The organism is Komagataeibacter diospyri, from assembly GCF_043995075.1.
GTDB lineage: Bacteria > Pseudomonadota > Alphaproteobacteria > Acetobacterales > Acetobacteraceae > Komagataeibacter > Komagataeibacter diospyri.
Map to the genome: position 1 here is coordinate 3,247,387 of NZ_CP171836.1, position 25,523 is coordinate 3,272,909.

Below are 25,523 nucleotides of genomic sequence, written 5' to 3' on the forward strand. Positions count from 1 at the left end.
CGCCATGGGCAGAACCCATGGCGGTTTTCAGTAACGGTATCAGGAAAAGGCGGCCCCCGGAGGGGGACCACCCATCCGCCTTACTGGGCGGCGTCCTGACCGGTGTGCGTCTGCGGAGCAAACGTCCAGCCCGAGCCATAAGGCTGCGGCAGGAAGACCGACCAGCCGCTGCTGACGCTGTTCCAGCCGGAGCTGGAAACCGGCGCGCCCGTGTCGCGCAGCTTGGTGACATCCGCAGCCGTAACGGTGCCAGGTGCCTTGTTGCCCCAGCTGGTGCGGATGAAGTTGACCACATCAGCAATCTGCTGGGCGGACAGCGATTTGCTGTAACCCGGCATTGCCACTGCGGACGGTGCCCAGTTGCTCGGCGGCAGCACGCCACCATGTGCAATCACGTTCACCAGCGAGGTCGGGTTCTCGGTCACCACGACCGGGTTGCCAGCCAGCGGCGGGAACATACGGGCCACGCCACCACCGTCGTTACGGTGACAGATGGCGCATTCCTTCACATACGTGTCGGCGCCCGGAACGCTGGCGGTGTTACCCGAAGCCAGCATGGTCGCGGTGGACGCGTCATAGGTGTAGTTGCCCTGTGACGGCGGCACCGGCGGCAGGCTCTTCAGGTACTTCGCGATGGCGTGCAGGTCGTCATCGGTGAAGTACTGGGTGCTCCATGCCACCACATCGCCCATGCCACCGAACACGGCGGAATGATCGATACGGCCGGACTTCAGGAAGGTGTAGATGTCATCCTCGGACCAGCGGCCCAGACCAACGACGGGGTCGTTGCGCAGGCTCGGCGCAACCCAGTTGTCAATCGGCGCGCCACCGGACAGGAAGTCAGGTCCACCAGCCGCGTCCAGTGCCTTTTCCTGCATGGCGAAGCCACGCGGGGTATGACACGCACCGCAATGTCCGGGGCCGGTTACCAGATAATCGCCACGTGCGATTTCCGCATCCGTGCCCGGTGCCGGCGTGAACTCCTTCGGCGAAGGCGAGAACATCATGCGCCAGATGCCCAGCGGCCAGCGCATGGACAGGGGCCAGGAGATGTCCGGCTGCCTGTCCGGCTGTGCGACCGGCTTCACCCCATGCATGAAGTACGCATACAGCGCCTGCATGTCTTCCTTTGTCATGCGCGAGAAGGAGGGGTACGGCATGGCCGGATACAGCGTGGAGCCGTCCTTGCGGATACCATGGCGCACGGCTTCGTCGAATTCGGCGAAGGTGTAGCGGCCGATACCGTAGGTCGGGTCCGGAGTGATGTTTGTGGAGTAGATCGTACCGATCGGGCTCTTGATTTCAAGCCCGCCTGCGTACGGCTGCCCATGGAGAGCGGTATGACATGCTACGCAGTCACCCAGTCGCGCGACATATGCCCCCTTCTGGACCAGCGCGGAGTCAGCATCTGGCGTCTGTGCCAATGCCGTCCCTGCCAGCAGACTAAACGCTGCCGCGCTGAATGTCACCTTAAGTCTGTTGATCATTATGTTCACCATCATGCGTCGCGTTGATGCGAAAAATTGTCAAAACCGGGAGATTATGGCTGCTGCTCGGGGATACCGTCAGCGTTCTTCCGGGCATCAACTTCCCTCTGATAGGTCTCGTTCGCACGCTTGATCAGGAACTGGCGGATGTCCTCAATCTCGGTCGGGTTCATGTTACCGTCGAAGCGATCCATACCGTAGGCGGTAAGCGCGCCGCGGCCGACAACATTGTAGAACGCGTCCTCATGACGGATGGACCCGGACCAGCGCAGGTCAGGCAGCACACCAGCACCTTCGGCGTTATCACCATGACAGGCGGCGCAATAGGTCTGGAACTGGAAGTAACCGTTGTCAGTACGCTTGCTGTCGAACTGTGCCGGCGGCTTGACGGGCAGGAAGCCCTGGTCATTCTGCTTGGGCAGCGGGCCGGACTTGCCATCGAGCGAGAAGGCGATGATGCGCGAGTGGTTGACGGTCCAGCCGCTGGTACGGGCCAGGCCACCAAGGAAGAACGGATAGATGCCGCCCCAGCCCACTTCAACCGCAACATACTGCTTGCCATTGGCAAGGTAGGTCACAGGCGGTGCGATGATGCCGCTGTCCGCCGCGAAGTGGAACAGGTCGGACCCGTTCGTCGCGTCATAGGCATGGAATTCGCCGTTCGCCAGGCCCTGGAACAGCAGGTCGCCGCCAGTTGCCAGAATACCGCCGTTCCACGGCCCCTTGTGGTCAACGCGCCATGCTTCAGCCTGCTTCTGGGGATCCCAGGCCAGGATGTAGCCCTTCAGGTCCTTAACAAAAGCCTGCTTGGCTTCTGGCGAGTCGGGGATGCCGACCTTGTTCATGTCCAGACCAAGGTTCCAGCTGTCGGGATGCGGCGTGAAGCCACCGACCTGGTTGGTGTACAGGAACGGAACCTGCTGCGCGGGGATATAGACCAGCCCGGTCTTGGGGCTGAAGGCCATGGCCGCGAAGTTATGGCCACCGAGGTCACCCGGAATGCCGTACCATTCCTTGCCCGTAAGGGTGTAGAGCGCATCGGGGTTGTAGATCGGACGACCGGTCTTGGGATCAAGGCCGCTGGCCCAGTTCACATAGACGTAGTTCTTGCCCGAGATGAACTCACCGGTCTTCGCATCGATGATGTAGAAGAAGCCGTTCTTCGGGGCGTGAACGATGACGTGGCGGGTTTCACCATTGATCGGCAGGTCAAGCGTCATGATCTGCTGGACCGAGGTGAAGTCCCACTGATCCATCGGCGTTTCCTGGAAATGCCAGACGTATTCGCCGGTTTCCGGCTTCAGTGCGACGATGCTGCCCAGGAACAGGTTATCGCCCTTGCCTTCGGAGCGGTACTTGTAGTTCCACGGGGAACCGTTGCCGACACCCAGATAGACCAGGTCGGTCACGGGGTCATACACGATGGAATCCCACACCGTGCCGCCACCACCCTGACGGGTCCATGCGCCGGTCGGGCTCCAGGTCTGGTAGGCCTTGTTCATCAGCACGCTGTCGGATGCAGCGTGGTCCGGTTCGTTCTTGGGGTTCGGAACCGTGAAGAAGCGCCAGTCGACCTTGCCGGTTTCCGCATCGAACGCCGTGACGAAGCCACGTGCACCGAACTCGGAACCACCGTTACCGATGATCACGCGGCCCTTGGCGATGCGCGGCGCGCCGTCAACCGTGTAGGAACGCTGCTTGCCCAGCTCCGCTTCGGGCGGAATGGTGTTCACGCTCCAGACCAGCTTGCCGGTCTTGGCGTCAAGGGCGATCAGGCGGCCGTCGAACGTGCCGAAATAGACCTTGCCATTCCAGTACGCCGCACCACGGTTGACCGTGTCACAGCAGCCCTTGTCGGCAATGTTGCCGGGCACGCGCGGGTCATAGGACCACAGCAGCTTGCCGGTTGCGGCGTCGACGGCTTTCATCATGCTCCAGTTGGTGGTGGCGTACATGACACCATCAACAACCAGGGGCGTGCCTTCCTGGCCACGGTTGGTATCGAGATCCAGATACCAGGCCAGCTTCAGGTTACCGACATTGGAACGGTTGATCTGGTCCAGCGGGCTGTAGCGCTGTTCAGAATAGGTGCGGCCATAGGTCATCCAGTTGCCGGGATGATCATCTGCATGGATGATCGCTTCGCCCGTGGCGCCCTGCCCGTCATCTGCGGATGCCATGGTGGCATAGCCGGAGATGAGAGCCGCACATATCGTTCCGGCTGTAAGCGTTCTGCTCAGAGAACGTCTTTTTCCGAAAACGGCAGAAATCATATGTGATGTCCTCAGAAAACTAACGGTTTCGAATTCAGGATGCCGCCGCTGCAACTTTCTGCCCGGAGCGGCTTTCTGAATGTATCCGGCAAAAAAAGCACGCTAGCGCTCCTTTTCCGGCCAGACAGGAAACCGGCTTCAGACAGGGAAGACAAAGCAGGTGGTCCGTTTCATCCGAACATACTGAGGCTAGCACGTCCGTCTCCTGACATTTTAGTGTTCGACCTCACTAAAACGTGAATATGCTGTCGCATAAGCAATGAAACGGATAGTTCTGAATTTCGGATGTTTTCATAAAATCTGTTGATATTTCAGGAAGAATGACAAGGTGTGTCTGTCGCGCACATATGGTCGGTTCACAATAATTGATAAGAAAGATATTTTTATTATTCATAAATGGAATAAATATCTGGTTACAGAAGACTCCTGTTTCCATCCGCATCGGGCGGATGGGTCAGAGAATCAGAAGTGCAACGGATAATGTTCCAGTGGCTCGTAAAACGGTCCATCCGCATGGCGTATGGATTGGAACAGGGTGAAATGCCCGATCGGTCGTGCCCCGGTCGGGGGAACCGTGGTTGCAAGCCAGCGCTGCCTGCGGGTCTGGTCGGGACGTTCCATCCGGGCGATGGTGATATGCGGAGTAAAATGGCGGTTGTTCCGCTCGCTTCCGGTCGGGATCATGCGGTTCAGACCCTTGCGAATCTTCTCGCGCAACATCATCAGGGCATCGTCGGGTGCGCAGCCAATCCATAGCGTATCCGGTCCGTTCGGGCGGCCTGCTGTAAACAGCCCTGTTCCACCCAGTCGCAGGGCAGGAGGTGTCGCGCGGATTGCGGACAGGCCGTGATGGATTTCTTCCAGGAGGTGAGGATGGGTGACTTCCCCAATGAAATGCAGCGTGAGATGGTAGGATTCAGGGGATTGCCACGTAACATCCGGCAGGCCTCCACGTAGTTCGCCTATCGCATGAAGCAGCGCGGGGGGAAGTTCCAGACCAACGAAAAGACGCATGACGAATACCTGCGGACAAGGGAAAACGGACTGTGCCGTGATGATCGGGTGTACAGTATATATAAGGTGATATGCCCGCGGCGTGCGTTGCCGTATTGTAATGTATTGGACACGCTCCCGTTCTTGAACGTGTTCTAACATATTCCCACATGCTGGGAGAGGCACGTCAGTCAAGGACGTGGAGGAAGGAAACACAATGGCATTTGGCCCTGATTCGCGGAGCTTCATCCGCCCCACCGCTGATAGTGCCGCAGGTTCTGTCGATATGGGCCTGCGCGCCTATATGCTGCGAGTCTATAACTGGATGGCATCCGGACTGGTCCTGACCGGTCTGGTTGCCTATCTGATCGCAAATACCAGCTTGCAGGCCCTGTTTTACCAGCATGTGCCCACACCGATGGGCATGGCGCTGAAACCGACGGCGCTGTCCATGCTGGCCATGATTGCCCCGCTGGGCTTTGTGCTGGTCATGTCGTTTGGTGTGAACCGGCTGTCCACGCAGGCGGTACAGACGCTGTTCTGGCTGTTCTGTGGCGTGATGGGCGCCAGCATGTCCAACATCTTCATGGTGTTCACCGGGGTATCGGTCACGCGGGTCTTCTTCATTACTGCCGCGACTTTCTGCACCATGTCGATCTGGGGTTACACGACTCGTACCGACCTCAGCCGCTTTGGCTCCTTCCTGATGATGGGGCTGTTCGGTCTGATTATCGCAGGCGTTGTGAACATGTTCCTGCACAGCCCGGGCCTGTATTTCGTGTATAGCGCGGTAGGTGTGCTGCTGTTCGTCGGCCTGACCATGTTCGATACGCAGCAGATCAAGGCGAACTATCAGCAGTTCGCCTATTATGAGGGGCCGGAACAGGCGGCGAAGCGGTCGGTTTATGATGCGCTGAACCTCTACCTGAACTTCATCAATCTGTTCCAGTTCCTGCTGCAGTTCATGGGTGTGCGTAACAACAGCAACGACTGAACCCGCAGGAGTCCTGCGGAACCAGCACCGTATCGGTCTGGTATGAGAATATGGAAGGGTCGTCACACAAGTGGCGGCCCTTTTTGCATGGGAAGGGTTGCCAGCCATGCATACAGTTAAAAAAGATAAGACTTATTCATATATAGAAAATATAAGATGACATGAGTGTGAGGTTCAGGACACTCATGCAACCCATTGTAAAATATGCATTTTCTTAGATAAATTTTTGGCAATGAAATTTATTGAAATATTATGTGAAGGCTTGCCTCTGAGGCCATTCAGGTCGGATAACCCTTGAATAGAAAAACTATATGAAAGGGTATGCGGCACAGAACATGCGCTTCAGCACACAGGACGGCGTCGCGATTTATGGTCCGATCTGCCCTGACAGTAATAATTACGTAAGGTCTGGCGGGCCGTATTGATCAAGATCATGGTCAGCCGGTCGGCAACTAACTCATGACGGATGCAAACCGAAAAAGACCATGTGTCGATTTCGGAAGTCGACGTAGGCGCGATGTCGCTGGGTGCCAGGGGAAAGTCGGATGCATTTTTCCTGCCAGGCGTATAACGTGGCCGTTGTTGTCTAAGCCCGTGGATGAAGCGAGGATGTGAGCAAAACAGGGTGATGTCGAAACCAACGAGGCGTGAGATGAAGAAAAAAATCTTGCCAAGATTAACGAAGCTGATGAGCCTATCTTCGGCAGCGCTGTTAGCAGGCTGTACGTGGGATACGCTCGACCCCAAAGGCGTGATCGGTGCTCAGGAAAAAAGCCTGATCCTGACCTCGACCTACGCGATGCTGCTGGTAGTGATACCGGTATGTATCCTGACGCTGCTGTTCGCATGGCAGTACCGTCAGTCCAACACTTCGGCGGAATATCTGCCGAAATGGTCGCATTCCAACAAGATCGAGGTGGTTATCTGGGCCGTTCCCAGCCTGATCATCCTGTTCCTGGCAGTGCTGACCTATCAGACATGTCATTCGCTTGACCCGTACAAGCCGCTTGAGGCTGAAGCCAACGTCAAGCCTATTCATGTCGATGTTGTGGCGCTGGACTGGAAGTGGCTCTTTATCTATCCGGATGAAGGGATCGCGACCGTCAACCAGATGGCCATGCCGGTGAACACGCCGGTTGATTTCCGGATCACCTCTGACTCCGTGATGAACTCCTTCTTCATCCCGCAGCTCGGCACGATGATCTATGCCATGGCCGGGATGCAGACACAGCTGCACCTGATCGCGAACGAAGCTGGTGATTTCCAGGGTGAATCCTCCAACTTCAGCGGCCGTGGTTTCTCCGACATGCGTTTCCGTGCGCTGGCAATGCCTGCGGACCAGTACAGCGCGTGGGTAGAGAAGGTGAAGGCTTCTTCCGAACAGCTGGACAGCGCAAGCTATCCGAAGCTGGCCGCGCCGAGCGAGGCCAACCCGGTTGAATACTTCTCGCATGTCGATGCAGGTCTCTTCGATGACATCGTTGCCAAGTACAACAACGGCATGGTCATGGATAAGAGCACCGGCAAGATGCTGCATGTGCAGCAGTCCGCGATGTCCGACATGAACATGAAGGAATAGGACAGATGTTAGGCAAATTAACTTTGTCGGCCATTCCTTATGATGTGCCGATCCTTGTTGGGACCTTCATCGGTGCGGCCATTGCTGGCCTGGCCGTCGTCGGTCTCATCACCTACTACGGTAAATGGGGCTACCTGTGGCGTGAATGGCTGACCTCGGTCGATCACAAGCGCATTGGTGTCATGTATATCGTTGTCGCACTCGTGGCGCTGTTCCGTGGTTTCGCGGACGCGATCATGATGCGTTCCCAGCTTGCGCTGGCCTATGCCGGTAACCCCGGTTACCTGCCGCCGCACCATTATGACCAGATCTTCTCCGCACACGGCACGATCATGATCTTCTTCATGGCCATGGCGTTCATGCAGGGTCTGATGAACATCGTGGTGCCGCTGCAGATCGGTGCGCGTGACGTGGCTTTCCCGTTCGTGAACACACTGAGCTTCTGGATGACGACCATCAGCTTCCTGCTGGTCAACGTCTCGCTGTTCATCGGTGAGTTCTCGCAGTGCGGCTGGCTGGCTTACCCGCCCCTGTCCGAACAGCAGTTCAGCCCCGGTGTCGGTGTTGATTACTACATCTGGGCGGTGCAGCTGTCCGGTGTCGGCACGCTGCTGACCGGTGTGAACTTCTTCGCGACCATCGTGAAGATGCGTGCGCCGGGCATGACCTATATGCGTATGCCGGTGTTCACCTGGACCATCTTCTGCACGACCGTGCTGATCATGGTTGCCTTCCCGATCCTGACCGTGGCCATGGGCCTCCTGGGTCTGGACCGTTACCTGGGCATGCACTTCTTCACCAATGACGGCGGCGGCAACCAGATGCTCTATCTGAGCGTGATCTGGGGCTGGGGCCATCCGGAAGTGTACATCCTTGTCCTGCCTGCCTTCGGTGCTTTCTCCGAAATCACGCAGACTTTCTCCCGCAAGCCGCTGTTCGGCTACAAGACCATGGTCTATGCGACCGCTTCCATCATGGTCCTGTCGCTGGTGGTGTGGGTTCACCACTTCTTCACCATGGGTGCCGGCCCGAACGTTAACGCGTTCTTCGGTATCATGACGATGGTCATCGCGGTTCCGACCGGGGTGAAAATCTTCAACTGGCTGTTCACGATGTACAAGGGGCGTATCGAATTCCACGCGACCATGTACTGGGTGATCGGCTTCATGATCACCTTCTCCATCGGTGGTATGACCGGTGTCATGCTGGCAATCCCGGCGTCTGACTTCGTTCTCCACAACAGCCTGTTCGTTATCGCCCACTTCCATAACGTGATTATCGGTGGTGTGTATTTCGGTTACGTCGCTGCCATGAACTTCTGGTTCCCGAAGGCTTTCGGCTTCAAGCTGAACGAAGCCTGGGGCAAGCGCGCGTTCTGGTGCTGGTTCATTGGTTTCTATGTTGCGTTCATGCCGCTTTATGTCCTCGGTTTCGAAGGCATGACCCGTCGTATGAACCACTACGACAACCCCGAATGGCATCCCTGGCTGCTGATTGCTGAAGTTGGTGCGGTTCTGATCGCATGCGGTATCGTGTGCCAGCTGACCCAGCTGTATGTTTCGATCCGTGATCGCAATCTGGCCGAAAACCGCGACCTGACGGGCGATCCCTGGAACGCACGTACGCTGGAATGGTCCACGTCTTCGCCGCCGCCGTTCTACAACTTCGCCATCCTGCCGGAAGTCCACGAACTGGACGCCTTTGCCCATGACAAGGAAGCCGGTATCGACACGCGTCAGGCCGGTGGCAACTATCAGCCGATCCATATGCCGAAGAACACGGCATGCGGTTTCCTGATCGGTGCCTTCAGCTTCGTGCTTGGCTTCGGTGCGATCTGGTACATCTGGTGGCTGGCGGCTGTTGGTCTGATCGGTGTCATCGCTACGGTGATCGCCCGTTCGTCCGACAACGACGTCGATTACTATGTGCCGGTGTCCGAGGTGGTTCGCATTGAGCAGGAGCACACCCATAACCTTATGGCAGCACAGGCAGCGGAATAATGGCGCAAAACATGACTGCTGATGCAGCCCATGCCCATGATGAACACCACGAATCTCCCGTGGTGTTCGGGTTCTGGCTGTATCTGATGACGGACTGCATCATCTTCGGTACACTGTTTGCAGTGTTCGCGGTGTTGCGTGACCAGTTTGCCGGCGGTCCGACCGGCCACGAAGTGTTCGAACTTTCGGGTGTTGGCATTGAAACGGCAATCCTGCTGTTCAGCTCCATCACTTACGGTTTCGGCATGATCGCCGCCCATGAGAACAAGGTCAGCACCATGCGGACCTGGCTCGGGGTGACCTTCCTGCTGGGGCTGGGCTTCCTGTTCATGGAAATCCGTGAGTTCTCTCACATGATTGCCGAAGGTAACGGCCCGGATCGCAGTGCGTTCCTGTCCGCCTTCTTCACGCTGGTTGGCACGCATGGTCTGCATGTCACCTGCGGCCTGCTGTGGATGGCTGTCCTGCTGTTCCAGACGGCTGGCAAGACCGAGCTGAACGAACGCATGATCGGCAAGCTGACCTGCCTCAGCCTGTTCTGGCACTTTCTGGATATCGTCTGGATCTGTGTCTTCACCTTTGTCTATCTGATGAGTGTGATCTGATGGCAGACCATATTTCTTCCTCGGGAGAGAGCCACGGGAGTGTAGGGTCTTACCTTACCGGGTTCGTACTTGCCGTTATCCTGACGGTTGCATCTTTCGGTCTGGTGATGTCGCATGCGATGTCACCGGCCGGCACCGGTGGGGCGATTGCCCTGCTGGCGGTGGTGCAGATTGTTGTTCACCTCATTTATTTCCTGCACATGAACGGTTCGTCCGAACAGCGCTGGAACGTCATGGCATTTGTCTTCACGGTGCTTTCGGTCCTGGTCCTTGTGGCCGGCACGATGTTCATCATGCATGACACGGCCATCAACATGATGTCGCGCTAAGCGGTATCATGTCAGGGTGCGGGGGCAGGTAACTGCCCCTGTGCCGGACGGCATAAAAAAAGACCCCGCCCCGCCCCCCCGCCCCGTTCTTTTTTTTATGGGGTAACCCGATGGAAAAGGCTGGGATCAGCCTTTCTGTGGTTCAGGGGAAAGCAGCTCTTTCTTGTTGGGCTTGTCTTTCCATTCCTCGGCATCGGCCGGGGCGTCAATCTTGCGCGTGATGTTGGGCCACACCGCGGCGTATTTGGCGTTCAGCTCGGCCCAGGGAGTGGCGCGGTCGTCGCTATCGGGGAAGATGGCCTCAGCCGGGCATTCTGGTTCGCACACACCGCAGTCGATGCATTCGTCCGGGTTGATTACCAGAAAGTTTTCACCGGCGTAGAAGCAGTCAACCGGACAGACTTCGACACAATCTGTGAATTTGCAGCGAATGCAGTTTTCGGTGACCACATAGGTCATCGCCTATCTCCGATCATTATTTGTTCGGCCTGCGGCAATAGGCCCGGCCATTAAAAGGGATGAGGTGCCACATGGGGCATGACCTCATCAGGAATGGCGGAAGATATGAGAGTGTTTTCGGGCCGTGGCAAGCCCAAGACGGCGGCTAATGCATAATCATCGTCTGTATTGGCCTGTCGGCCACAATATTCAGACAGTTTCCGGAACAATTTCATACAGAAGTTGTGCAAGTGGGGCGGATTGCCGCCGTTCGGCACAGGCCACGACACGTATGACGATCACCGTCTGCCGGTCCGGGGAGGGCAGGGTCAGGATATCACCCACATGCACCTGTGCATGCGCTTTCGTTATGCGCTGGCGGTTGATGCGGACATGGCCGCCGGATGCGATCCTGGCGCAGATGCTGCGGCTACGGCCAAAACGGGCATGTAGCAGCCACAGGTCCAGCCGCTGGTTCATGATGGGATCGGGGGGCTGTGTCATGGCGGTCAGGAACGGTTGAGCAGGGTCGCCAGGGCGGCGAAGGGGCTGTCGGCCCGTCGCGACCGGGTGGCCGTGGCCGGTTGCCTGTGATTGCGGGGGGGGACGGTCCGCACGGCTTTTTCCCTGCCGCCATTTTCGTTTTCAGGCAGGAAGCGGATCATCACCGGGGCGGGTGGCCCGTAGCGGTTGGCCGCCATGGGACGTGGATGATAGACACGCATGTTCAGCCCTTTCATCACCGCAGGCAGCATTTCGCGCCGTATGCCCAGCCGTGATGCCAGATGGGGAGGCAGTGGTATGGGCGCCCGACGTGTCATGCGCGCCAGTTCAAGGATAAATTTCTCTGCGATATCCAGCCTGATCCGCACAGGCCCCGCATCCAGCCAGCCGATCCGGTCCATGAAGGCGGGGGGCAGGGCGTCGGGTGGTAACGTAATGCGGCCCATGGCGGGCAGGGGCGGACAGGGCATGTTCAGGCTGATCGCCACCAGCCAGCCCCGTAACTGCATGGGACGTTCCTTCAGGATTGCGGGCATGAACAGGCTGTAGTGACCCACCCGTACCCCCAGCCGCCGTAGCCGGTGGATCATGTCGTGTCCAAGGCGTTCGCCGCGATGGAGCGGGGCGACCCCCGCACCTTCCATAAGGCGATGGATGATACCGCGCAGTTCCGGCGTGCTGGCTACTGCTGCCTGCACGGCAAACAGGGGAGCAAGATGTTCACGCACGACCTGTCCCAGCCAGGTCTGTAGGCGGTTGCGGATTCGTTCGCGCTGGGCATTGTCCAGCAGCGGATTGTCCAGCACCTGCGGGCGCGGTGACAGCATGTCACTACCCGGCTGCATCCGCGCGATGGGCATGTCCTGCCAAAGGATATGCGAACCGTCGACAGAAAAGGCGAACTGCTGGTCATCGTCCTGCACCAGGGCCGCGACACGGCGCGGGATTTCACTGCGCACCGCCCGCCGTGCCGCGCGCATGAGAAGGCGCCCGTCCTCGGCATCGGTGTGTTCGCCCGCGATCAGGTCCAGCCCGGCAATGCGGCCGACTTCATGTCCCTCCACCACGACATTGCCCTGTGCCGTTACGGCGGAAAGCAGGTTGTCATGGCCGCCTTCGTCCAGCCGGCGGATCAGGGTGGTGGCGCGACGGTCCACGAAACGTGCGGTAAGCTGTTCATGCAGGACATCAGACAGCCTGTCCTCGGCTTCGCGCGTGCGGGCCTGCCAGTGTTCCGCATTGGCGATCCAGCCGGGGCGGGCGGCGATGTAGCTGCACACACGGATGCCCGCCAGGCGCTGCATGAGCGAGTCTATGGTGCCCGTCGTCTGGAAAAAATGGGTGATCTGGTTATCCATCCATGCTGCGGGAATTCGCCCGTCCTGAATCAGGTGGGTAAAGATCCGCCCGCACAGGCGGATATGGCTGTCATCGCCCAGTTTGCGAAAATCCGGTATCTGACAGCTTTCCCACAACAGGCGCGTCGCGGCGCGGGAATGGACCAGCGGACGGATTTCGGTGCTCGCCGCCAGCGCGGACAGGGCAAGCATGTCGCTTGCCTCATGCCCCGCCACCAGTTCGGGACGGGGAGAGGCGCGGTTGAGGCTGGACAGCAGCCGGTCGGGTGAGGAAAAATCCAGATCGCTGTTGCGCCATGCCAACCGGGTCAGTGGGTCGAAACGGTGTTCTTCCACCGCTTCGGCCAGTTCCTCGGACAAAGGCGGGCAGGTTCCGGTGGTGCCGAATGTGCCATCGCGCAGACCGCGACCGGCGCGCCCCGCCACCTGCGCGATTTCCCCCGCCGTCAGTGGGCGGATGCGCGTGCCGTCGAATTTGGACAGGCTGGCAAAGGCGACATGGTTTACATCCATGTTCAGGCCCATGCCGATCGCATCGGTCGCGACGAGGTAATCGACTTCCTTTTCCTGGTACAGCGCCACCTGCGCGTTGCGGGTGCGCGGCGAAAGCTGCCCCATGACAATGGCGCAGCCTCCCCGCCTGCGGCGCAGCAGTTCGGCAATGGCGTAAACCTCGCCCGCGGAAAAGGCGACAATGGCCGAACGCGGTGGCAGGCGTGTCAGCTTGCAGGCGCCCGCATGCGTCAGCTGCGACAGACGGGGGCGGTGTTCGATCTCGATGCCCGGCACAAGGCGGCGGATCAGGTTGCGTATGGTATCCGCGCCCAGAAACATGGTTTCCGACATCCCGCGCGCATGCAGCAGCCGGTCGGTGAAGATGTGGCCACGATCAGGGTCGGCACAGAGCTGGATTTCGTCCACGGCCACGAATTCCACGCGCCGGTCCAGCGGCATGGCTTCCACCGTGCATGAAAACCAGCGTGCCTTTGGCGGGATGATCTTTTCCTCGCCCGTGATCAGGGCGACAGCATGCGCCCCCTTCTGTGCCACCATGCGATCATAGTTTTCACGCGCCAGCAGCCGCAGGGGAAAACCGATGATGCCGCTGGAATGCGAAAGCAGCCTTTCTATGGCCAGATGGGTTTTTCCGGTATTCGTCGGGCCGAGCACCGCCCGGACCAGCGTATCGGAATGGGGGCCGGAACCATGTCCGGCCGCTGCGCGATAGGGGCCACCAGTGCCCTTGGGTACACCCGTCATGGACGTATGCTCCGGCCAAGTGACGGCAAATGCAAGCAAAACCACGTACTGGTCGCGATGGGGTGTTGCGTTGCCCGGACGGGGGACGCAACCTGCCGGAAATAGGAACATATGCAGGGAAGGGACGTGTGATGAACGCGTTGGAAACGCAGGACTGCCTGATCGCGGCGGAGGATGTGCACGGCGAAGCGGTGGGTATGGTGCATGCCATCCGTCCCTCCATGCTGGGGGAACTGGACGCGGTGGTAGGCGAAGTGGCGGCCCGCTTTGCCCGTCAGGCCGGTTTTGCCGCCCGTTATGGTCAGGTGCTGCTGCTGCCCGGTGCGGATGGCACCATTACGACAGCCCTGCTGGGCATTGCGGAGCAGGCGGATGGTACCGATCCGTTCGTGTTCGGGGCACTGCCCGACTCGCTTCCCGCGGGGGCATGGCAGGTGCGTGCGCCTGCCGATGTGCAGGTTGGTGACATCGCACTGGGCTTCTGCCTTGGTGCCTATCGCATGCCCGCTTTCGGGCGTGATGCAGCACCGGCCGTCCCGGCTGCGCGGCTGATGGTGGATACGGGGGGACAGGCTGCGGCCAGCATGGCGCGGTGCATCAATCTGGCCCGTTCACTGATCAATACGCCGCCCAACCTCATGGGGCCGGATGATCTGGCGAAGGCGGCCGAGATGGCGCTGGCCCCGCTGGGGGCGGATGTATCGGTCATTCGCGGGGCACGGCTGGCGCAGGATTTCCCGACCGTGCTGCATGTTGGCATGGGATCGGACCGCGCGCCCTGTGTGGTCGAAGCCCGCTGGCAGGGCAGCACCGCCACCGAGACGGCGCCGCTGGTGTCGCTGGTGGGCAAGGGCGTGTGTTTCGATACGGGCGGATATGACCTCAAGCCGCCGTCTTCCATGCTGCGGATGAAAAAGGACATGGGGGGCGCTGCCATCATGCTGGCCCTTGCGCGGCTGGTCATGCTGCGTGACCTGCCGATACGGCTGGAACTGCGTCTGGGTTGCGTGGAAAACAGCGTATCGGGCCATGCCATGCGGCCATCCGACGTGGTGAAGACCCGCGCGGGGCTGACGGTGGAAATCGGTAATACCGATGCCGAAGGCAGGCTGGTCCTGTGTGACCTGCTGCATGCGGCGTGCGAACGCCAGCCGGACCTGCTGGTGGATGCCGCGACCCTGACCGGGGCGGCCCGCGTGGCGCTGGGGCCGGATGTGCCGGCTGTGTTCAGCAACCATGATGAAACGGCGGGAGCGTTTGTGGCATCCGGTCTGGCCTGTGGTGACCCGCTGTGGCAGTTGCCGCTGTGGCCGGGTTACCGGAAATGGCTGCGCAGTCCGGTGGCAGATATGAACAATATTTCATCCAAACCCATGGCCGGGGCGATTACGGCGGCGCTTTTTCTAGAAAATTTTGTCAAAACTGATGTGCGCTGGGTTCATATCGACACGTATGGATGGAACGATTCGGCACGACCCGGACGGCCAGAAGGCGGAGAAAGTCTTGGTTTAAGAGCGGTTTACGAAGGAATGTTAAAAATATTTAATATCGAGGACAGAATGCATCACTAAAGAAACAATGCCGGATGCGAACTAATTTGGTTGGTGCGACTTATATATGCCGTAAATGCTAATTATATAGGCAGAACCAAAACGCACCATTCCAGTCCGCCCGATTCCGCATTCATGCGCACCGGTCCGCAGGCTGACTTCTGACAGAGGATTTTCACCGATGAGCAAGTCATCAGACACTAATACGGATCAGATGATCAATTCGTTACGCGATACCATTGTCGCGATGGTCCGCCGCGACGGCCCCGACCTGTCGGCACGGCAGCTGGCCGTGTTCCTGACCTGTTACCTGCGTGGCGACGGTTCGCACACCGTACGTGGCCTTGCGGCTGAACTGAACGTGTCCAAGCCCGCCATCACCCGTGCGCTGGACCGGCTGAAGGCGCTGGACCTCGCCCGTCGTGCGCCGGACCCGATGGATCGCCGCTCGGTGCTGATCAAGCACACCATCAAGGGCAAGGCCTACCTGCGTGACCTGTGCAGCATCGTGAATGAAGCGGCAACGCAGGAAAAGGCGGCGGCCCCCGCCCGCAAGGCCACGCGTACGCGTCGGACCGAGGAACATCGCCGCGCTGGCTGAGTTACATGAGGGTTCACTTCATGCTCAAACAGACAAAAGGTTTCAATTCCATGCGCATTTCAAGACGTCTGGTTGCCCTGGCCATGATCATGGCGCCGCTTGCGGGCGCGCCGACACTGGCACGGGCTGCGGAATCATCGCTTGGCACGCCATCGGGCCATGTCACGATGAAGTTCAAGTCGCTTGATATCGGGGTTGGCCATACGTGGGGCACGGGCAAGCTGGTGTTCCAGAACCACACCTACCGCTTCAAGATCGAGGGCGGTTCGCTGGCGGCCGTGGGTTATGCCAACATCACTGGCCAGGGTGAGGTCTATAACCTGACCAGGGTCAAGGATTTTGAAGGCAGCTATGCCGCCGTCAACGGGGATGTTACGGCCGGGACCGGCGTGGGCGCCGTGCTGCTCAACAACCCCGCGGGTGTCCGTATCCGCCTTGATACGTCCAGTTCCGGTGGCCGTCTGGCCGCCGCAGCACAGGGCATGAAGATTACCCTGCGCAAATAAGATCCGCTGTCAGGGCAAAAGAATCAGGGGGAACAGCCAGCAGGCCGTTCCCCCTGTTTTTTGTTACCATGACAGGCCGGGAATACGTCCCACCCGGCGTATGACGTTGGTGACCCATACAAGCTGGATCAGGCCTACGATCAGCAGGATGGGGCCGGGACTGGCCCATCCCATGCCCACGACGCCGGCCCCCATGCCGCCGCACACCGTGCCCGCCCATGTCACGACCGTAATATCGACAGCCGGCATGCCGCTGCGATGGGCCATCTGGTAGAAATGTTCCCGGTGCGCCTGCATGATGGGGCGGCGGCAGTACAGCCGCCGCAGCAGGGTTACGATGACATCCACCAGCAGCCCCGACAGCATGAGCGGCATGAGCCATGCCCCATGGGCCAGTTGCGGCATGCCCGCCATGCGCAGTCCCAGCGCCCCCAGTACCAGCCCGCAGCACTGGCTGCCCACATCGCCCATGAACAGTCGCGCATGGGGAAAGTTGAAGGGCAGAAAACCGGCACAGGCGGCTGCCAGCATCAGGGCGCTGCCCCATGTTTCCACCCCGCCGCCCGCAAGCATGCACAGCCCCGCCGTAATCACGCCCGCGATCAGCGTGCACCCGCTGGCCAGTCCGTTCAGCCCGTCCATGAAATTGATGCAGTTGCACAGGGCCACCAGCCATACGACCCCCAGCCCAAGTCCGCCCATTGTCAGCGCATGTACCGACCCGCCAGTCATGTCGCCCCATGCCACCAGCGCGGCTGCTGCAATCTGCGCCCCCAGTTTCCATACCGGCGGCATGGGCTGCATGTCGTCGCGCCATGAAAACAGCCCCAGTCCCACCGTGGCAAGCAGCAGTGTCACGTCCGCCGTATCCGCATGGCGATGGCAGATCATCTGCCCCAGCGGCACGCCCACCACGAATACGATCAGAATCGCAAGTCCGCCGCCCTTGGGCACCGGCATGGCATGGGCGCTGCGCCCGGTGGGGTAATCCAGCACGCGCATCGCGATCACCCGGCGCGACAGCACGGCGGACATCAGGATCGCCGCCACCACGAACAGCCCGAAAAAGACGTTTTCGGCATGAAATGAATGGAACATGGTCATGAAAGCTGGAAGGGGGGCATGATCTCTCCTTCTTGCCCTGCATCTGCTCGGCTATAGGGGGAGGGTAATGGTTACGCAATCCTCAAGCAGTGGCAGCATGGCGGAGTGCCTGCGCAAGATACGGACGCTGGCCGTAAACAGCACCCTTGATACGGTCATGGGGGGGCTGGCCGCAATCGTGGCGACGGGATTGAGCCCTTATCCTGATACCGCATGGCCGTGGTGGGGCCTGTCCGTATTGGGCATGGCGGCCATCGGGGGGGCGGGCTGGCCGTTCCGTATATTCCAGCAGCACTGGCGTTTCGCGGGGCGGTCCGATTTCTGGCGGCTGGCGGGCGCATGCACACTGGCTGGCGGTCTGGTTGTGGGTGTGCTTGCCCCGTCGGGGGGGGCGCGCGCGGCGGCCTTTGGCGGGGCGTATGCCATGGCGGCCTTCGTTATCATGGCGGGAGTGCGTGCGGGTTACCAGTGCTGGCGGTCCTATCGGGGGGGGCGGGACAGGGGCGGCCGACGTGTGATCCTGCTGGGGGATGGGGAGGACGCAAGCCGGTTCCTGAGCCTGATGCCCGATATGGGCGGTCTGGTCGTGGGTATGGTGGTCGAAGGTCGCCAGCGCCGTCCCGGCCGCAGGTTGCGCGGCGTGCCGGTGCTGGGGCAGGTGGCGGACCTGCCGGGCATCCTGTCGGCGTTTCGGGCTGAAGATGAACTGCTGCTGGTGGTGGCCGATCCGCGCTTTCGTGGCGAGCGTCTGTCCACTGTCCTGCGGATGGCGCAGGAAACCGGCACGCAGGTGCGCTGCATGCCCGACCTGTCGGGTATCGCGGGGGGGGGTACGACGCCTCTGCATCCGGTCAGGCTGTCAGACCTGCTCAACCGCCCGGCTGTCGCACCGGATGGGCAGGGCATTGCCGACATGCTGCGCGGCAGGCGCGTGCTGATTACGGGGGCGGGCGGATCGATTGGCAGCGAACTGGCCCGCCAGATCGCGGGTCATGCCCCTGACCAGATGATTTTGGTGGATATTGGCGAATTTCCGTTATGGCAGGTGGATATCGACCTTGCGGAAAAAGCCCCTGACATTACGCGCCACCTTGTCCTGGCCGATATACGCGATGCAGGAAGGATGGAGCGCATATTTGCCCGTTTCCGTCCTGAACTGGTGTTCCATGCCGCGGCGCTGAAGCACGTGCCCATGGTGGAGGAAAACCCGTGCGAGGGACTGCTGACCAACGTGACCGGCACCCGCATCGTGGCCGATACCGCCGCCCGGCATGGGGTGACGGCCATGGTCCTGGTTTCCACGGACAAGGCGGTCAATCCCGCCAGCGTGATGGGGGCGTCCAAGCGCATTGCAGAAATGTACTGTCAGGCACTGGATGTGGCAGCTCGCAACCGTGCAGACGGGGGGGACATGCGGTGCGTGACCGTGCGGTTTGGCAATGTCATGGGATCCACTGGGTCGGTCATTCCCCTGTTTCGCCACCAGTTGGAATGCGGTGGCCCGCTTACGGTGACCGACCCGCGCATGACGCGGTATTTCATGACGGTGTCCGAAGCGGTGGGCCTTGTGCTGCAGGCCACTGCGCGGGGCACGGGGGGGCAGGCGGACGACATGGCGGTACTGCTGCGCAGTGGCGGGGTATTTGTGCTGGACATGGGCACGCCGGTGCGCATTGTCGATCTGGCACGCCAGATGATCGTGCTGGCGGGATTGCGGCCCGACCGGGACGTGCAGATCCGCTTTACCGGGCTGAGGCCAGGGGAAAAGTTGACCGAGGACCTGTTTTATAAGCAGGAAATCCTGCAGCCTACCGACTGTCCCGGCCTGCGGATGGCAACGCCGCGTACGGTGGACCTTGCGCAGGTCGCCAATATCATGGATGCACTTACATTGGCATGCCGGGATGGTGATGGCGCGCGCGCGCTGGACCTTGTCCGCAGGCTTGTCCCCGAATTTGCCCATAACCCGCATGGCGTGGCCGTTCCGGACACAGCGGGACAGGTCGATGTGGAAAGGAATGCATCATGAACGCTCCGGCGGAAGCACCCATAGGTTTTCTGAACCTGCCCCAGCAGCAGGGCCTGATTGCCAATGAAATCAGGCAGCGTATCGACGCGGTCATGAAACACTGCCGTTTTGTCATGGGGCCTGAAGTCACCGAACTGGAAGAACGGCTGGCCAGCTACAGTGGTGCCGCGCAGTGTGTCGGGGTATCGTCCGGGACGGACGCCATCCAGATTGTCCTGATGGCCGAGGGAATCGGCGCGGGTGACGCGGTATTCCTGCCTGCCTTCACCTATACCGCCACGGCGGAGGTGCCGCTGGTGCTGGGGGCGACCCCGGTCTTCGTGGATGTCGACCCTGAGACCTTCCAGATCGACCCTGCCAGCCTGCGCAAGCGCATTGCCGATGTCCGCCAGGCAGGAAAGCTGCGCCCGCGTGCCGTGATCGGCGTCGACCTGTTCGGTCAGCCTGCCCCGTGGCCCGAACTGCGCGCCATTGCCGAGGAGGAGAAGCTGTTCCTCATGGCAGACTGTGCGCAGGCATTTGGTGCGACGCTGTCGGGCCGCAGGCTGGGGCGTGAGGCGGTGGCGACCACCCTGTCCTTTTTCCCCTCCAAGCCGCTGGGGGCCTATGGTGATGCGGGTGGCATCCTGACCGATGACCCGCAGCGGGCCGAACTGTACCGTTCGCTGCGCACCCATGGTGAAGGCAAGACCCGGTACGAGGTCCTGCGCACTGGCATGAATGCGCGGCTGGACACCATCCAGGCCGCGATCCTGCTGGCCAAGCTGGATGTGTTCGACATGGAACTCGAACGCAGGCGCGCCATTGCGGACGCGTATGATGCAGGCATCGCGGGCCATGTGATCCCGCCGGCGCGCGTGCCGCACAGCCACGGTTCATGGGCGATCTATTCCGTCCTGACGAAGGGGGAAAAAGACCGTGCCGTCCTGCAGCACAAGCTGAAAAGCCATGGCGTGGCGTCGGCCATCTATTATCCGCTTCCGCTGCACCAGCAGCCTGCCTATGTCGGTGCCCATGATGGCGCGGCACTGCCGGTGGCGGAAGACCTGTCGCGCCGGATCATGGCGCTGCCGCTGCATGCGGAACTGTCGGATCATGACGTGGGCCGGGTCATCGCGGCCGTGCGTGCATAAGGAGATCATACGCAAATGAGACGCGAGACAGCCCTGCTGATCGGGTTCCTGGTTATCACGATCGGTACGGCGGCGGGGCTGTGGCTTATCGCCCTGCCCAATTTCCGGCCCCTCAGCTTTCCCACCATGGAAACGGGCACCATTGCCGTAGGCCCCATGCGCAAGGAACGCACGCTGACGGCGGCACAGGTCCATACGCTCAATGACTGGCTGCAGGCCCATACCGCGGGCTGGGGTCCGCTGGGACAGACGCCACCATCCAGCGGGGATGCGGTGCTGGAAATGCAGGTCGAGCATAAGGGGCAGCAGCCTGCGGGTGAGCAGGCGGTTCCCTACCGCATTACACTGTGGACCGGTATCAGCGCCGCAGACTGGAACAATACCGTGTTTGTGGAAGAACGGCCCGGTGCGGTCATCCGCTTCCACCATTTCAAGGACAAGGATTTCAACGCACTGCGTGACATCGTCAACCAGTACGACTATCCCCGGTCCGCGTTTCCATGAGCCCGGTGCGCGCAGATACGGCGGGCCTGATCTTTGATTGTGATGGCACGCTGGTTGACAGCCTGCCGTTATACCGGGAGGGCTGGATCGCAGCCCTTGAGGACGCCATAGAACAGAGCGTGCCGCCCGAATGGTTTCATGGCCATGGCGGCATGTCCGAACACATGGTGCTGGATATTGTCGAGGCCAGGCTGGGCCGCAGCGTGAACCGCGACGGCATTATTTCACAGGCGCGCGACAGCATGCTGCGCAGGCTGCACGTGCTGCGTGAAATTACCGTGGTGGCGGACATTGCCCGCCAGTACCACGGCCGCCTGCCCATGGCGGTGGCGTCCAACGGGTCACGGCAGATTGTATCCGCCTGTCTGCGTCACCTTGGTCTGGAACGTCTGTTTGACGCCATCATCACCATAGATGACGTGAATAATCCCAAACCGGCACCGGACATGTTTCTGCTGGCGGCGGGCAGACTGGCGCTGGCCCCTGCATCATGCCTTGTTTTCGAGGACAGCCGCGAGGGCATGCTGGCCGCCACCCGCGCCGGCATGGCGCATGTGGATGTAAATACGCTGCTGCCCTGAACCGGGCTATGCGGATGAATGCAGAACGGGGACGGGAGTGTGATCTCCCGTCCCCGTTTCTGTTCGGATGATAAAAGACAATGAAAGTTTTTGGACGCTGCCTTTTTTCAGGGGCTGTTGGGAATTGAGTTTTCTAAAGGGCCATGATGTGTTTCAAAGACCATATGGATCGCTTCATACTGACGGATGCCCAATGGGCGAAAATGGAACCGCTGTGCCTTGGCAGGAAGACGGATCGAGGTCGCAGCGGGAAGGATAACCGCCTCTTTATCGAAGCGGTTTTATAGATAGCGCGGACCGGCAGTCCGTGGCGGGATCTGCCGACGTATTTCGGACATTGGAACTCGGTTTACTCGCGCTACAGTGACTGGATGAAAGCCGGTGTTTTCAAACGGCTTTTTGACGCTGTCTCTGACGATGCCGATATGGAATACGCGATGATTGACGGTACGGTGGTCCGGGTTCATCGCCACGGCCAGGGCGCAAAAGGGGGACCCGGAATCAGGCGATAGGACGCAGTGTGACGGGGTGGTCGACCAAGATCATCGCCATGACCGACGCCCTGGGCAATCTGGTCCGCTTCACGCTTATTCCTGGCCAGCATTACGACACGGTCGGGGTTGCCCCCCTTCTCGAACCGGCGGATTTCAAGGGGATTCTCGCTGACAAAGCGTTTGACGTCCACTGGATCGTGGACGCCCTACACGCGCAAGGGGCCTGTGTGGTCATTCCCCAGCGCAAAAACCGCCTCGACAGACGCCCGTTCGATGGGGCCCTGTTCAAAGCACGCCATCTCATTGAGAACTTCTTCTGCAAGCTCAAGGAGTTCAAGCGCATCGCCATGCGCAGCGAAAAAACAGACAGATCATTCGAAGCCATGATCTATCTCGTTGGCGCAATCATCAATTCAAGATAATTCCCAACAGGCCCCAAAAAGGCAGCGTTTTCTGAAGCTTTTTGAAAAGAGCTTCATCAAAAACGTTCTGATGATTGCCGAATGTTGCGTCCGGCATCCTTTTATACCCGTTCGTCGTCCTTAAGCTTCGGCATGGCGCGATCGGCGGTCGCCAGCAGGGCCGCCGTAAGCGGTGAGGCCAGGATAAGTCCCGGAATGCCAAGGATAGTGCCAAAGATCGTCTGGGACAGGATGGTCAGTCCTGGCGGCATCTTTACCGCATGGCGCTGGATCAGCGGCGCCATGACATTACCCTCGAAAAACTGGATGGCGGCATACAGGCCCAGGACCATGACCCCTTCGCGCGTGCCCTGTGACAGGCCGATCAGCACGGCGGGCACCGCACCGACGAATGCGCCGATATAGGGAATGAAGTTGGCCATCCCCGCCACGACCCCCAGCGCCAGCGCCAGTGGCACGCCAATGCACCACAGCCCGATGAAGGACAGCAGCCCCACCACGGCCATATCCAGCGCCTGTCCCGCCGTCCATGCCCACAGGGTGCGCCCTGCCGTCAGCAGCAGTTCGCGTGATGTATGACGGTATTCATGCGGGATCAGCCGCAGCATGCCGTTGACATACAGTTCGGGCGAGATGGCGAAATACAGCCCTGCGATCAGGATGACCGCCAGCGTGCCAGCCGCCCCGAAGGCGGATGAGACGAAACCGGTCATGGATCCCGCCAGGGACCCGAACCCGCTGCTGCTGGCGGCCTGTTCATTCCCCCCCAGTGTCGTGGGCAGATTGTCGAGGATCATCCGCCCGGTGGAGGAATGGCCCATGCTGTCGCGCAGGTTATGGGCCTGCTCGCTCAGTGCGGTGCGCAGCTTTACGGCCTGTTCCGATATTTCGGGGCCGCTGCTCCAGATCAGTCCGGTCAGTGCCGCGATTATGGCTACGACCACCGCCGTAAGCGACAGCCAGTAGGGCATGCGCGTGTGGCGTTCCACAAGGCCGGCAAGGTTGTGCAGGATCACGGCGACAAGGGTCGCGGCGAAGATGACCATCAGCACATCGCCCACCACCCAGATCAGCATGACCACGATGGTAATGACCAGTGTCAGCCGCAGCAGGGCGTAAATGCGCGCCAGTTGCTGGGCGCGGGGATCGGGTGTTTCGTCTTTCTGTGGGGAAGGGCGGGAATCTGGTGCGTCGGGCGTCGGGTCCGACGGGGAGGAGGCTGTCATCTATATGTCCGTATGGTGGCCATGAAACGGGCTGCGTGGAACGTGAACGCCAGCACAGCCGCAGCCGGGATAACGTCCGGGAAAGGGTATGGATTGCGTTAACCTGAAATTCCACTAACTGGCAGCAGGCTAGGACGTGGGATCCAGTGGGTGCATCCCCTTCGTGACCGGTTAAGGCGTAAGCCAATATCTCCTGTCGGAAAAGGGCAGACATGTGAGTAATCCAGATATTTCTTCATCGCAGCCGGTCCCGCCCGCGCGGCTTGGGGCGGCAGGATGGGCGCTGGCTGTCGCCACCTTTGCCATAGGCACGGGGGAGTTCGCATTGATGGCGATGCTGCCCGGTGTCGCCCGATCGCTGGGCGTGTCGGTGCCGGTGGCGGGGCATGTCATCAGTGCCTATGCGGTGGGCGTGGTGATCGGTGCCCCGCTTGCCACCCTGATCGGTGCGCGCATGTCGCGCTACTGGCTGCTGCTGGCGCTACAGGCCATGTTTGTTGTGGGCAATGCGGCATCGGCGCTGGCGCCGGGTTACGGGATGCTGCTGGTCATACGTTTCCTGACCGGGTTGCCGCATGGGGCCTTTTACGGCGTGGCGGCCCTTGTCGCCGCGGGCATGGCCGATCCCGCGCGGCGGGGACGGGCGGTGGCCGGTGTGTTCGTCGGGCTTACGGTCGCCCATGTGGTCGGGGTGCCGCTGGTGACATGGGCGGGGCAGATGCTGGGCTGGCGGGCGGTTTACGCCTTCATCGCGGTCATGGAACTGCTGGCCCTTGTCATGATCGCGCGTACGGTGCCCATCGTGGCGCCCGATCCACAGGGTTCGCTGTGGCGTGAACTGGGTGCGCTGCGGCGGTCGCAGGTATGGTTCACGCTGGCGACGGGCGCGATCGGGTTTGGCGGCATGTTCTGTGTCGGCACCTATCTGTCCGCGGTATTGCTGGGCGTGACCGGCGTGCCTGCCTATGTCGTGCCGCTGGCGCAGTCATTGTGGGGCGTGGGCATGGTGGCGGGCAACATGGCCGGTGCCCGGCTGGTGGATATCAGCCCCACGCTGGCGGTGGTGGTGACGCTGGCGGCCAGTACCATCATGCTGTGCCTGTTTTCCGTATGCGCGGAAAGCATGGTGCTGGTGTTGATCGTAACCAGCCTGATGGGCGGCATCATTGCCCTGCTGCCCGCGTTGCAGACCCGGCTTATGGATGTGGCGGCCGATGCGCAGGGGCTGGTGGCGGCGCTGAACCATTCTGCCGTCAACGTAGCCAATGCATTTGGCGCGTGGCTGGGCGGGGCGGTGATTGCCGCAGGCTATGGTGCGCAGGACGTGGGATGGGCCGGGGCCGGGCTGTCGGTCGCGGGGCTGGCGATTTTCCTGATCGGACTGCTGGTGCCGCGTGCGGGAGCGCGTGGCCCGGTCTAGGTCAGGAATTTGCTGCTGGCAGAATGCGTGACCCATGATGAATGGCGGGGCGGATGCGGCATATTGCCACCTGGGTTCTCCCATCGCGCGCAATGCCCCGCCATCAGGTTGCTTTCAGGCAATCTCCGGAAAA

Annotated in this window: 21 protein-coding genes and 1 pseudogene; 14 read left to right on the plus strand and 8 right to left on the minus strand. The window is 60.5% G+C overall.

The window, feature by feature from the left end:
* Positions 1 to 80: 80 nt before the first annotated feature.
* The 3 genes from ACE2AA_RS15110 to thpR form a co-directional block, all read right to left on the minus strand.
* On the minus strand, positions 81 to 1,487 hold the full coding sequence (locus tag ACE2AA_RS15110; protein ID WP_227001110.1) for a cytochrome c: 1,407 nt from the start codon (positions 1,485 to 1,487) through the stop codon (positions 81 to 83).
* Between the two features lie 53 nt (positions 1,488 to 1,540).
* Positions 1,541 to 3,760: a PQQ-dependent dehydrogenase, methanol/ethanol family gene (locus ACE2AA_RS15115; protein ID WP_141262267.1), complete on the minus strand. Its 2,220-nt coding sequence runs from the start codon at positions 3,758 to 3,760 to the stop codon at positions 1,541 to 1,543.
* 462 nt (positions 3,761 to 4,222) lie between these two features.
* Positions 4,223 to 4,774 (minus strand): RNA 2',3'-cyclic phosphodiesterase, encoded by a 552-nt coding sequence (gene thpR / locus ACE2AA_RS15120; protein WP_395370339.1) that lies wholly within the window; start codon positions 4,772 to 4,774, stop codon positions 4,223 to 4,225.
* Between the two features lie 196 nt (positions 4,775 to 4,970).
* Here thpR and ACE2AA_RS15125 point away from each other — a divergent pair, with 196 nt between their 5' ends.
* The 5 genes from ACE2AA_RS15125 to cyoD all read left to right on the plus strand — a co-directional run bounded on the left by ACE2AA_RS15125 (position 4,971) and on the right by cyoD (position 10,260).
* On the plus strand, positions 4,971 to 5,747 hold the full coding sequence (locus tag ACE2AA_RS15125; RefSeq protein ID WP_162851970.1) for a Bax inhibitor-1/YccA family protein: 777 nt from the start codon (positions 4,971 to 4,973) through the stop codon (positions 5,745 to 5,747).
* 652 nt (positions 5,748 to 6,399) lie between these two features.
* On the plus strand, positions 6,400 to 7,326 hold the full coding sequence (gene cyoA / locus ACE2AA_RS15130) for a ubiquinol oxidase subunit II (RefSeq protein WP_025437651.1): 927 nt from the start codon (positions 6,400 to 6,402) through the stop codon (positions 7,324 to 7,326).
* A gap of 5 nt (positions 7,327 to 7,331) precedes the next feature.
* The gene (gene cyoB, locus ACE2AA_RS15135) at positions 7,332 to 9,326 is read left to right on the plus strand and encodes a cytochrome o ubiquinol oxidase subunit I (RefSeq protein ID WP_141262269.1); all 1,995 of its coding nucleotides are present in this window, start codon (positions 7,332 to 7,334) and stop codon (positions 9,324 to 9,326) included.
* Positions 9,326 to 9,931, plus strand: a complete 606-nt coding sequence (gene cyoC, locus ACE2AA_RS15140; RefSeq protein WP_010507645.1) for a cytochrome o ubiquinol oxidase subunit III — start codon at positions 9,326 to 9,328, stop codon at positions 9,929 to 9,931. The genes cyoB and cyoC overlap by 1 nt, the downstream gene beginning before the upstream one ends.
* Positions 9,931 to 10,260, plus strand: a complete 330-nt coding sequence (gene cyoD, locus ACE2AA_RS15145; protein WP_026018424.1) for a cytochrome o ubiquinol oxidase subunit IV — start codon at positions 9,931 to 9,933, stop codon at positions 10,258 to 10,260. Before cyoC ends, cyoD begins: the two co-directional genes overlap by 1 nt.
* A 126-nt stretch (positions 10,261 to 10,386) precedes the next feature.
* Here the strand turns inward: cyoD and fdxA are convergent, their stop codons facing one another.
* The 3 genes from fdxA to ACE2AA_RS15160 form a co-directional block, all read right to left on the minus strand.
* Positions 10,387 to 10,719 carry a ferredoxin FdxA gene (gene fdxA / locus ACE2AA_RS15150; RefSeq protein ID WP_010507641.1) on the minus strand — a complete coding sequence of 111 codons (333 nt, stop codon included), beginning with the start codon at positions 10,717 to 10,719 and terminating at the stop codon, positions 10,387 to 10,389.
* 189 nt (positions 10,720 to 10,908) lie between these two features.
* A complete protein-coding gene (locus tag ACE2AA_RS15155; protein WP_141262270.1) occupies positions 10,909 to 11,202 on the minus strand; it encodes an RNA-binding S4 domain-containing protein in 294 nt (97 codons plus the stop codon).
* Positions 11,203 to 11,207: 5 nt separating this feature from the next.
* Positions 11,208 to 13,820 carry a helicase-related protein gene (locus tag ACE2AA_RS15160; RefSeq protein ID WP_395370344.1) on the minus strand — a complete coding sequence of 871 codons (2,613 nt, stop codon included), beginning with the start codon at positions 13,818 to 13,820 and terminating at the stop codon, positions 11,208 to 11,210.
* Positions 13,821 to 13,951: 131 nt separating this feature from the next.
* Here ACE2AA_RS15160 and ACE2AA_RS15165 point away from each other — a divergent pair, with 131 nt between their 5' ends.
* From ACE2AA_RS15165 to ACE2AA_RS15175, 3 genes are all read left to right on the plus strand, one after another.
* Positions 13,952 to 15,391: a M17 family metallopeptidase gene (locus tag ACE2AA_RS15165; protein ID WP_141302426.1), complete on the plus strand. Its 1,440-nt coding sequence runs from the start codon at positions 13,952 to 13,954 to the stop codon at positions 15,389 to 15,391.
* A gap of 160 nt (positions 15,392 to 15,551) precedes the next feature.
* Entirely contained in the window at positions 15,552 to 15,971 is a 420-nt protein-coding gene (locus tag ACE2AA_RS15170; protein WP_141262273.1) for a MarR family winged helix-turn-helix transcriptional regulator, read from the plus strand.
* Positions 15,972 to 15,991: 20 nt separating this feature from the next.
* Positions 15,992 to 16,477 (plus strand): hypothetical protein, encoded by a 486-nt coding sequence (locus ACE2AA_RS15175; protein WP_141262274.1) that lies wholly within the window; start codon positions 15,992 to 15,994, stop codon positions 16,475 to 16,477.
* Positions 16,478 to 16,540: 63 nt separating this feature from the next.
* Here ACE2AA_RS15175 and ACE2AA_RS15180 read toward each other — a convergent pair whose 3' ends face one another.
* Positions 16,541 to 17,575, minus strand: a complete 1,035-nt coding sequence (locus tag ACE2AA_RS15180) for a glycosyltransferase family 4 protein (RefSeq protein WP_227002517.1) — start codon at positions 17,573 to 17,575, stop codon at positions 16,541 to 16,543.
* 103 nt (positions 17,576 to 17,678) lie between these two features.
* Between ACE2AA_RS15180 and ACE2AA_RS15185 the strand changes: the two genes are divergently transcribed.
* The 5 genes and pseudogenes from ACE2AA_RS15185 (at position 17,679) to ACE2AA_RS15205 (ending at position 22,744) form a co-directional block, all read left to right on the plus strand.
* The gene (locus ACE2AA_RS15185) at positions 17,679 to 19,610 is read left to right on the plus strand and encodes a polysaccharide biosynthesis protein (RefSeq protein ID WP_395372230.1); all 1,932 of its coding nucleotides are present in this window, start codon (positions 17,679 to 17,681) and stop codon (positions 19,608 to 19,610) included.
* Positions 19,607 to 20,743: a DegT/DnrJ/EryC1/StrS family aminotransferase gene (locus ACE2AA_RS15190; protein WP_395370346.1), complete on the plus strand. Its 1,137-nt coding sequence runs from the start codon at positions 19,607 to 19,609 to the stop codon at positions 20,741 to 20,743. Before ACE2AA_RS15185 ends, ACE2AA_RS15190 begins: the two co-directional genes overlap by 4 nt.
* A gap of 15 nt (positions 20,744 to 20,758) precedes the next feature.
* Entirely contained in the window at positions 20,759 to 21,247 is a 489-nt protein-coding gene (locus tag ACE2AA_RS15195) for a hypothetical protein (protein WP_141262277.1), read from the plus strand.
* Positions 21,244 to 21,828, plus strand: a complete 585-nt coding sequence (locus tag ACE2AA_RS15200) for an HAD family phosphatase (RefSeq protein WP_141262278.1) — start codon at positions 21,244 to 21,246, stop codon at positions 21,826 to 21,828. The genes ACE2AA_RS15195 and ACE2AA_RS15200 overlap by 4 nt, the downstream gene beginning before the upstream one ends.
* A gap of 164 nt (positions 21,829 to 21,992) precedes the next feature.
* A pseudogene (locus ACE2AA_RS15205) lies at positions 21,993 to 22,744 on the plus strand (IS5 family transposase).
* 101 nt (positions 22,745 to 22,845) lie between these two features.
* Here ACE2AA_RS15205 and ACE2AA_RS15210 read toward each other — a convergent pair.
* Positions 22,846 to 23,970: an AI-2E family transporter gene (locus tag ACE2AA_RS15210; RefSeq protein WP_395370348.1), complete on the minus strand. Its 1,125-nt coding sequence runs from the start codon at positions 23,968 to 23,970 to the stop codon at positions 22,846 to 22,848.
* Between the two features lie 214 nt (positions 23,971 to 24,184).
* On the opposite strand from ACE2AA_RS15210, the gene ACE2AA_RS15215 reads away from it, so the two are divergent.
* Positions 24,185 to 25,390 carry an MFS transporter gene (locus tag ACE2AA_RS15215; RefSeq protein WP_395370350.1) on the plus strand — a complete coding sequence of 402 codons (1,206 nt, stop codon included), beginning with the start codon at positions 24,185 to 24,187 and terminating at the stop codon, positions 25,388 to 25,390.
* The last annotated feature ends 133 nt before the right edge of the window (positions 25,391 to 25,523 follow it).

What these genes read in the sequence shown, in the direction of transcription:
- ACE2AA_RS15110 (WP_227001110.1), bottom strand. Translation starts at nt 1,487, where the DNA reads ATGATCAACAGACTTAAGGTGACATTCAGCGCGGCAGCGTTTAGTCTG.
- ACE2AA_RS15115 (WP_141262267.1), bottom strand. Translation starts at nt 3,760, where the DNA reads ATGATTTCTGCCGTTTTCGGAAAAAGACGTTCTCTGAGCAGAACGCTT.
- thpR (WP_395370339.1), bottom strand. Translation starts at nt 4,774, where the DNA reads ATGCGTCTTTTCGTTGGTCTGGAACTTCCCCCCGCGCTGCTTCATGCG.
- ACE2AA_RS15125 (WP_162851970.1), top strand. Translation starts at nt 4,971, where the DNA reads ATGGCATTTGGCCCTGATTCGCGGAGCTTCATCCGCCCCACCGCTGAT.
- cyoA (WP_025437651.1), top strand. Translation starts at nt 6,400, where the DNA reads ATGAAGAAAAAAATCTTGCCAAGATTAACGAAGCTGATGAGCCTATCT.
- cyoB (WP_141262269.1), top strand. Translation starts at nt 7,332, where the DNA reads ATGTTAGGCAAATTAACTTTGTCGGCCATTCCTTATGATGTGCCGATC.
- cyoC (WP_010507645.1), top strand. Translation starts at nt 9,326, where the DNA reads ATGGCGCAAAACATGACTGCTGATGCAGCCCATGCCCATGATGAACAC.
- cyoD (WP_026018424.1), top strand. Translation starts at nt 9,931, where the DNA reads ATGGCAGACCATATTTCTTCCTCGGGAGAGAGCCACGGGAGTGTAGGG.
- fdxA (WP_010507641.1), bottom strand. Translation starts at nt 10,719, where the DNA reads ATGACCTATGTGGTCACCGAAAACTGCATTCGCTGCAAATTCACAGAT.
- ACE2AA_RS15155 (WP_141262270.1), bottom strand. Translation starts at nt 11,202, where the DNA reads ATGACACAGCCCCCCGATCCCATCATGAACCAGCGGCTGGACCTGTGG.
- ACE2AA_RS15160 (WP_395370344.1), bottom strand. Translation starts at nt 13,820, where the DNA reads ATGACGGGTGTACCCAAGGGCACTGGTGGCCCCTATCGCGCAGCGGCC.
- ACE2AA_RS15165 (WP_141302426.1), top strand. Translation starts at nt 13,952, where the DNA reads ATGAACGCGTTGGAAACGCAGGACTGCCTGATCGCGGCGGAGGATGTG.
- ACE2AA_RS15170 (WP_141262273.1), top strand. Translation starts at nt 15,552, where the DNA reads ATGAGCAAGTCATCAGACACTAATACGGATCAGATGATCAATTCGTTA.
- ACE2AA_RS15175 (WP_141262274.1), top strand. Translation starts at nt 15,992, where the DNA reads ATGCTCAAACAGACAAAAGGTTTCAATTCCATGCGCATTTCAAGACGT.
- ACE2AA_RS15180 (WP_227002517.1), bottom strand. Translation starts at nt 17,575, where the DNA reads ATGTTCCATTCATTTCATGCCGAAAACGTCTTTTTCGGGCTGTTCGTG.
- ACE2AA_RS15185 (WP_395372230.1), top strand. Translation starts at nt 17,679, where the DNA reads ATGGCGGAGTGCCTGCGCAAGATACGGACGCTGGCCGTAAACAGCACC.
- ACE2AA_RS15190 (WP_395370346.1), top strand. Translation starts at nt 19,607, where the DNA reads ATGAACGCTCCGGCGGAAGCACCCATAGGTTTTCTGAACCTGCCCCAG.
- ACE2AA_RS15195 (WP_141262277.1), top strand. Translation starts at nt 20,759, where the DNA reads ATGAGACGCGAGACAGCCCTGCTGATCGGGTTCCTGGTTATCACGATC.
- ACE2AA_RS15200 (WP_141262278.1), top strand. Translation starts at nt 21,244, where the DNA reads ATGAGCCCGGTGCGCGCAGATACGGCGGGCCTGATCTTTGATTGTGAT.
- ACE2AA_RS15210 (WP_395370348.1), bottom strand. Translation starts at nt 23,970, where the DNA reads ATGACAGCCTCCTCCCCGTCGGACCCGACGCCCGACGCACCAGATTCC.